Consider the following 6,885-nt stretch of genomic DNA (forward strand, 5'->3'; position numbering starts at 1 on the left):
GAGGCCGGCAAATTCAACATCGATGCTCGCTGATCCGACGCATTCGCGGGCAAGCCTCGCTCCTACAGCGATGAGGCCAGAGCAGTCGCCGCAGCAGCCGGATAGGCGTAACATATCCGCCCTTCCCCGCAGCCCCATGCTGCATTCTGCCCAAGTAAGCCCGATTCCATGCCTTTCGAACTCAGCGTTGACCTCTTCACCCTGGCCATTCTGGCCCTTGTCGCTTTCATTGCCGGTTTCATCGATGCCATCGCCGGTGGCGGCGGTCTTTTGACCACCCCCGCGTTGCTCACCGCCGGCCTGCCGCCGCATCTGGTGCTGGGCACCAACAAACTCAGTTCGACCTTCGGCTCGGCCACCGCCAGCTTTACCTTCTACCGCCGCAAGCTGTTCCACCCCAAGCAGTGGATGCACGCCATCATCGGTACCCTGGTCGGCGCGCTGGCTGGCGCCGGAGTTGCCCATTACCTGCCCGCCGAATGGCTGAACAAGATGCTGCCGGTGATCGTCTTCGCCTGTGGCATCTACCTGTTGTTTGGCGGCACGCCGAAAGCGCCGCTGGACAGCAACGCACCGATCAAGAAGAAATGGCAATCGACCCAGGGTTTCACCCTCGGGTTCTATGACGGCGTGGCGGGACCCGGCACCGGGGCGTTCTGGACGGTCAGCAGCATGCTGATGTACCCGATCGATCTGGTGAAAGCTAGCGGCGTGGCGCGCAGCATGAACTTCGTCAGCAACATCGCGGCGCTGACGGTGTTCGTGATTTCCGGGCAAGTGGACTGGATCATCGGCCTGTGCATGGGCCTGTCCGTGATGGTGGGTGCGTTCTTCGGGGCTCGCACCGCCATCAGCGGCGGCGCGAAATTCATTCGTCCGGTGTTCATCACCGTGGTGCTGGGCCTGACCGTGCGGTTAGCCTGGCAGCACTGGTTCAGCGTGGCCTAAACGCCGCGCCACATAGACGTCGATCAGGTAACGGGCAATCGAGCGCGACGCCGGCAACGGCGGCAGCGCGTGGACGTTGAACCACTGGGCATCCTCGATTTCGTCCTCCTGGCAGACAATCTCGCCCCCGGCATATTCGGCATGGAAGCCGAGCATCATCGAGTGCGGGAACGGCCAGCACTGGCTGCCCATGTACTGGATGTTCTTGACCTCGATCCGCACCTCTTCACGCACCTCGCGAATCAGGCAGTCCTCGGCCGATTCGCCAGGCTCGGCAAACCCCGCCAATGTGCTGTAGACCCCGCTGACGAACCGTGGCGAGCGTGCCAGGAGCACTTCATCGCCACGGGTCACCAGCACGATCATGCTCGGTGAAATCCGTGGATAGCTGCGCATATCGCAGGGCTCGCAATACATCGCCCGCTCGCGCGACACCTGGGTCATGGCCTGACCGCAGTTGCCGCAGAAGCGGTGCTCGCGGGCCCAGGTGCCGATCTGCGCGGCATAACCCAGGACCTTGAAGAGGGTGTGATCGCCTTCGAGCATGAACGCCCGCAAACCTTTCCAGTTGCAGCCCGGAACGTCGCTGTGACTGCGCAGTTCCAGCAGGTACACCGGCTCGCCATCGAGATGACCGATGCCATGTTCGGCCAGAATCGGCAGGTCCTGGCGCTTGAGCCATTCCCTGGGGAACAGCGCGCCGTTGTCATCGAACAAAAAGCCTTCCGGGCTGCGCGCTACGGCCCAGCCGCCCGGTTGATCGGTGTCCAGTACTGCAGTGGTCCAGCGTGGGGTCATTTTTCACTCAATCCAGAAATTCGGGTTTCTGTTTGCTCATATGGGCGGCCATGGCCACGCGCAAATCGTTGGATTGCAACATGGCGGCGTTCCAGGTAGCGACGTATTCCAGGCCGTCATCGATGCGATGGTCACGCATGTAGCTGATCATCTCCTTGGTGCCGGCGATGGCGATCGGCGACTTGCTCGCGATTTCGCGGGCGATGCCCATGACGCCGTCGAGCAGGCTGGCGGTGTCGCTGTAGACGCGATTGACCAGGCCCATGCCACGGGCTTCTTCGGCGCCGAAATTGCGACCAGTGTAAGCCAGTTCACGCAGCATGCCGTCACCAATGATGCGCGGCAAGCGTTGCAGCGTGCCGACGTCGGCGGCCATGCCGATGTCGATTTCCTTGATCGAGAACTGTGCGTCTTCGGCGGCGTAGCGCATATCGCAGGCGGCGATCAGGTCGATGGCGCCGCCCAGGCAGTAGCCCTGGATCGCCGCGAGCACCGGCTTGCGGCAGTTGTCGACGGCGTTGAAGGACGCTTGCAGGTTGAGGATCTTGCGCCGCAGCAGGCGCGCGTTGCGGCCGACGTCCTTGCCCATTTCATTGGCGACACCGGCCAGCATCATCAGGTCGATGCCGGAGGAAAAGTGCTTGCCGGCGCCACTGAGCACCACCACCCGAACTTCGTCGGTGTCATCGATCCACTGGAAAATCTCGACGATCTCGCTCCAGAACGCAGCGTTCATCGAGTTGATCTTTTCCGGACGGTTGATCTGTACATGAGCGATGTTATCGGCCAGTTCGACGTTGAACGCGGAGTATTGAGACATGCCGGGGATCCCTCTAGCGGGCAAAAAAGAGACCCGACTATAACAAGGGCGGGGGGTGGCGGTTCGGCCAAAAGCTAGACCAGTTGGAGTTTTGCGGTGTGATTTCGGGCCTCTTCGCGGGCAAGCCCGCTCCCACAGTGATCGAGGTGAACACAATTCCTGTGCCCGACGCTGGACCTGTGGGAGCGGGCTTGCCCGCGATGGATACACCGCCGATCTAGCTGCCCTTCACCGCCACAAACACCACTGTCTCATAAGGCACCGTCACCTCCTCCCTGCCCCGCAACTCCGGTTCACCCTCGATCATCGCCCTGATCCGCTCATCAACCTTCGCCCGCTCCGCCTCCGGCAACGCCGAGATAAAGCTGGTCGAACGTACCCGATTGAAAATCACATCCTCCGGCGAGCCGCTATGGCCATGGCTGAAATGCTGGGACCGCAACGGCCCGAACGCCGGATGGGGAAACACCCGGCGCCACTCGCCGGTGTAATAGCGCGGCGTATCGCCCTCCAGGGCATTGACGATCGCATCCAGTTTCGGCACCCAGCCAACCCGTGTGTCCCGCAGATTCCACACCAGCCCCAGCCGACCGCCAGGCTTGAGCACCCGGGCGATTTCGTCGAGGGCTTCGCCAGTGGCGAACCAGTGGAAGGCCTGGGCGCAGACCACCGCATCCACCGATTCATCGGGCAAGGGCAAGTCCGTTGCCGTGCCTTTCACGGCCAGTACTTCAGGATAGGTTTCGGCGAGCTTTTCCAGCATTTGCGCCACCGGCTCCACGGCGATGACCTGCGCGCCGGTGGCCAGCAGCCGGCCGGTGAACTTGCCGGTGCCGGCGCCCAGGTCGATGACGGCGGCGTCGGCGTTCAATCCCAGGGTATCGCTCAGCCATGTGGCCACCTGGGGCGGGTAATCCGGGCGACCACGCACGTAAGTGTCGGCGCCGGTCTTGTAACCGGCGGCGGCTGAATGGTGAATCTGATCTTTCATGGCAGAACTCCAGTTCGGCGATGGATGCTGAGGAGCTTAACTCTTCAACTTGAGCTTTCCTTGCACTGGACTCCAGAAACAAAATGAATGATTGTTCATCTTGCGCTGTTTAGATTTTACTGATCGACACAACTCAACGTTTCGGCCTGTTCGATGTCCCAATCCTGACACCCATGGAGCATTGCCCATGAATAGCCGTTATACGATGTTCACCGCCCCGCTGTTGCTCGCCGTCGCCTTGTCCAGCGCCCAGGTCTGGGCCAATGGCGAGGAAGACTCGCCCGCCAAACCCCAGTGCCCAAAAGGCCAGGTCTTCGACAAGAAAGCCCAGAAATGCGTGATGCAAACCAGCAAGCTGGTGCCGGACGCCGACCGTACCGACTACGCCTATCAGTTGGCCAAGGACGGGCGTTACGAAGAGGCGCTGGCGCTGCTCGATACGCTGCAGGAGCCCAACACCGCCATCGCCCTGAATTACCGCGGCTACGCCACCCGCAAACTGGGGCGCACCGATGAAGGCATCAGCTATTACCTGCAATCGGTCAAGCTCAACCCGCGTTACGCGAAAGTTCGCGAGTATCTGGGCGAAGCCTATGTGATCAAGGGCCAGCTGGCCCTGGCGCAGGAACAGTTGCAGCAGATCAAGTCGATTTGCGGCAACACGACGTGCGAGGAATACCAGGACCTGGCGGAGGCGATTGAAGGCTCCTCAAAAACCTGATCGGCGCCACCGCCCCCTGTAGGAGCGAGCACGCTCGCGATGCACGCAAGAACACCGCGGGGCGTCAGGCCGCCAGCGTTATCGTTGACGACCATCGCGAGCATGCTCGCTCCTACAGGGGAAATTTCGTCAGGTCCTGACCTCGTGGGAATTCCCCCACAGCTCCGGTCACCACCGTATACCGCACTCGATCCCCCACCAGAAAATAGTCATCGCCATCTTCCGTGAGGTTCAGCCCGATCCTCACTGCCAGCCGGGAGCGCCCGTCATCGGCCATGACAATGGCGAATGTCGTCGACGTTGCGTCGACCCAGACTTTCTTGATGGCGTTGATTGTCCCTTTGCCACTTTTTCTTGTGCTTGGCGCTGCCATTGTCCCCTCCAGTCATCAGTGCGTGGCGCGACAGCCTGACTGCGTAGGGACAATGAAACGCCCAAGCGACGAACGTGACTACTGTCAGCTTTGACAGGTTTGCGGCTCAAAGCCCCGCCGGGCGCTACCGTTTGTCATATTCCTGTGCTTACGCCGGCGTCGGCAGCCACAGACGGAACCGCGCGCCGCCCAACGGAGAGGCTTCAACCGTCAGCGTACCGCCCTGGGCTTCCAGCGCCCGGCGACTGATCGCCAAGCCCAGGCCGAAGCCGCCGGTGGCGCGATCGCGGCTGCGGTCCAGGCGGTAGAACGGCTCGAAAATCCGCTCGCGTTCGTCGTCCGGAATGCCGATGCCGTCGTCGTCCACCTGGATTTCACAGCCCTTGGGGCAGAACTTCACGCCAATCTGGATGCGCTTTTCGCAGTAGCGCATGGCGTTGCGCAGCAGGTTCTGCAGGGCCCGGGCGGTCAGACGCGGGTCGAGGCTGAAACGCTCGAGCTGACCGTGCAGCAGCACGTCGATGACGATGTCCGGGGATTGTTCCTCGTCGACGCTGCCAAGAATGCTGTCGATGAACTCATCCAGCGACACCTCGACCTGCTCCGGCACCCGCGCCGGGTTCTGCAGGCGGCTGTAGGACAGCAGTTCCAGCACCAGCTCATCCAGTTCGCGAATGTGATCCACCAGACTCTGCAAGCGTTCGCGGCTGGTGGCCGGCAAGTCGTCGGATAGCGCCAGGGCCAGGCCGAAGTCCAGGCGGGTCAGCGGCGTGCGCAATTCGTGGGAGACTGCGTTGAGCAGGTCGCGCTGCTGGTTGAGCAGGTTCTCTATATCGCCGGCCATGGTGTCGAACACATTGGCCAAGCTGCCGATGTTGGAGCTGGGGGAAATCTGCGTGCGCTCGCTCAGGTTGCCCTTGCCGAAGCGCTCCGCCGCGCTTTTCAGACGTTCGAGATCGCGCCAGTGCGGGCGCAACCACAACAGCAGACAAGCAAGCATGGTCGCGCCGATCAGCACGTTGATGCTCCAGTACAACAAGCTGACATCCATCGGGTCCGGCGGCACCACCATCTGCACCACGGTGCGCTCGTTCAGCGGCGACACAGCCAGGGTGCGCCAGCCCCAGTCGCCGATGCGCACGATGTTCTCGCCGCGCTGCAGGCGCTGCTGCTCATCGGCGCTGAACTCAGGATCATCGTTGCGGCTGAGGACGATGTGCAGCGGCTTGAAGTCCTCGTCCATTTCGGCCGCCAGCGCCGGCCATTGTTCGCTCGGCACGGCTTTGAACTGCTTGACCATCAGCGTCTGCAGGCCGCGGGAGTAGTCGAGGTTGTAGGTGACGAAACGCTCGTGGAATACCTTGATGACCAGGTCCGGCACCAGATAGATCGCGGCGCTGAACGAGACGATGGTCACCAGGTACAGGCGAAAGAGAATTCTGAACATCGGCTCAACATTCCCATTCGGAACGGCTGAACAGGTAACCCTTGCCCCACACCGTCTTGATCTTGCGCGCTTCACCCGCACTGTCGTCGAACTTGCGGCGCAACTTGGAGATCGCCACGTCCACCGAGCGATCGGTGCCGTTGAACTCGATGCCGCGCAGGCGTTGCAGGATCTGGTCGCGGCTGAGCACTTCGCCGGCATGTCTGGCCAGCACCACCAGCAGGTTGTACTCGCCGCTGGACAGCTCCACTGGTTGCTCGCGCCAGGTCACGGTGCGCTCGGACAGGTCGATGCACAGGTTGCCCATGATGATGCGGTCGTTGCCGGTCTGCGGCTCGCTCAGGCTGCTGCGGCGCAGCAAGGTCCGCACCCGGGCCAGCAACACCCGGGGTTCGCAGGGTTTGGTGACGTAGTCGTCGGCGCCCATTTCCAGACCCAGCACCTGATCGTGGCTGTCGTCGCGGGCGGTGAGCATGAGAATGGGCAGGGTCGCCGAATCGGCGCGCAGCAGGCGGCAGACTTGCAGGCCGTCGAGGCCGGGCAGCATCAGGTCGAGAATCACCAGGTCCGGCGCACTGGCCCGCGCCCGCTCGCGCACCTGATCGCCACGGCCGATGACGCTGACGGAATAACCGTTGCGTTCCAGGTAGCTGGCGATCAGTTCGGCGAGGGCGGTGTCGTCTTCGACCAGGAGGATGTTGGGCATGGGGTGTTTCCAAGGAGTGCTGTGGCGTCTGGTCGGGCGCCTTCGCGGGCAAGCCTCGCTCCTACAAGGGCAACGCGATAC

Annotated in this window: 7 protein-coding genes and 1 pseudogene; 2 read left to right on the plus strand and 6 right to left on the minus strand. The window is 62.2% G+C overall.

What is annotated here, in order from left to right:
• Positions 1 to 168 precede the first annotated feature (168 nt).
• Positions 169 to 948, plus strand: a complete 780-nt coding sequence (locus ACW9JE_RS27225) for a TSUP family transporter (RefSeq protein WP_224542100.1) — start codon at positions 169 to 171, stop codon at positions 946 to 948.
• On the opposite strand, the gene nudC is transcribed toward ACW9JE_RS27225, so the two are convergent.
• The 3 genes and pseudogenes from nudC to ACW9JE_RS27240 all read right to left on the minus strand — a co-directional run.
• A complete protein-coding gene (gene nudC, locus ACW9JE_RS27230; RefSeq protein ID WP_224542101.1) occupies positions 916 to 1,746 on the minus strand; it encodes an NAD(+) diphosphatase in 831 nt (276 codons plus the stop codon). The two genes, ACW9JE_RS27225 and nudC, sit on opposite strands and share 33 nt — an antisense overlap.
• A 7-nt stretch (positions 1,747 to 1,753) precedes the next feature.
• Positions 1,754 to 2,566 carry a crotonase/enoyl-CoA hydratase family protein gene (locus tag ACW9JE_RS27235; protein ID WP_224542102.1) on the minus strand — a complete coding sequence of 271 codons (813 nt, stop codon included), beginning with the start codon at positions 2,564 to 2,566 and terminating at the stop codon, positions 1,754 to 1,756.
• Between the two features lie 217 nt (positions 2,567 to 2,783).
• Positions 2,784 to 3,560: pseudogene (locus ACW9JE_RS27240) on the minus strand (methyltransferase domain-containing protein); the annotation flags it as partial.
• Positions 3,561 to 3,744: 184 nt separating this feature from the next.
• On the opposite strand from ACW9JE_RS27240, the gene ACW9JE_RS27245 reads away from it, so the two are divergent.
• Positions 3,745 to 4,278, plus strand: a complete 534-nt coding sequence (locus ACW9JE_RS27245) for a tetratricopeptide repeat protein (RefSeq protein ID WP_457434520.1) — start codon at positions 3,745 to 3,747, stop codon at positions 4,276 to 4,278.
• A gap of 112 nt (positions 4,279 to 4,390) precedes the next feature.
• Here the strand turns inward: ACW9JE_RS27245 and ACW9JE_RS27250 are convergent, their stop codons facing one another.
• From ACW9JE_RS27250 to ACW9JE_RS27260, 3 genes are all read right to left on the minus strand, one after another.
• Positions 4,391 to 4,651, minus strand: coding sequence for a hypothetical protein (locus tag ACW9JE_RS27250; protein ID WP_224542083.1), 261 nt, complete (start codon positions 4,649 to 4,651; stop codon positions 4,391 to 4,393).
• Between the two features lie 148 nt (positions 4,652 to 4,799).
• The gene (locus tag ACW9JE_RS27255; RefSeq protein ID WP_457434521.1) at positions 4,800 to 6,098 is read right to left on the minus strand and encodes an ATP-binding protein; all 1,299 of its coding nucleotides are present in this window, start codon (positions 6,096 to 6,098) and stop codon (positions 4,800 to 4,802) included.
• A 4-nt stretch (positions 6,099 to 6,102) separates the two neighbouring features.
• Positions 6,103 to 6,804, minus strand: coding sequence for a response regulator transcription factor (locus tag ACW9JE_RS27260; protein WP_224542086.1), 702 nt, complete (start codon positions 6,802 to 6,804; stop codon positions 6,103 to 6,105).
• Positions 6,805 to 6,885 lie beyond the last annotated feature (81 nt).

Source organism: Pseudomonas sp. SDO55104_S430 (assembly GCF_054070595.1).

What these genes read in the sequence shown, in the direction of transcription:
- ACW9JE_RS27225 (WP_224542100.1), top strand. Translation starts at nt 169, where the DNA reads ATGCCTTTCGAACTCAGCGTTGACCTCTTCACCCTGGCCATTCTGGCC.
- nudC (WP_224542101.1), bottom strand. Translation starts at nt 1,746, where the DNA reads ATGACCCCACGCTGGACCACTGCAGTACTGGACACCGATCAACCGGGC.
- ACW9JE_RS27235 (WP_224542102.1), bottom strand. Translation starts at nt 2,566, where the DNA reads ATGTCTCAATACTCCGCGTTCAACGTCGAACTGGCCGATAACATCGCT.
- ACW9JE_RS27245 (WP_457434520.1), top strand. Translation starts at nt 3,745, where the DNA reads ATGAATAGCCGTTATACGATGTTCACCGCCCCGCTGTTGCTCGCCGTC.
- ACW9JE_RS27250 (WP_224542083.1), bottom strand. Translation starts at nt 4,651, where the DNA reads ATGGCAGCGCCAAGCACAAGAAAAAGTGGCAAAGGGACAATCAACGCC.
- ACW9JE_RS27255 (WP_457434521.1), bottom strand. Translation starts at nt 6,098, where the DNA reads ATGTTCAGAATTCTCTTTCGCCTGTACCTGGTGACCATCGTCTCGTTC.
- ACW9JE_RS27260 (WP_224542086.1), bottom strand. Translation starts at nt 6,804, where the DNA reads ATGCCCAACATCCTCCTGGTCGAAGACGACACCGCCCTCGCCGAACTG.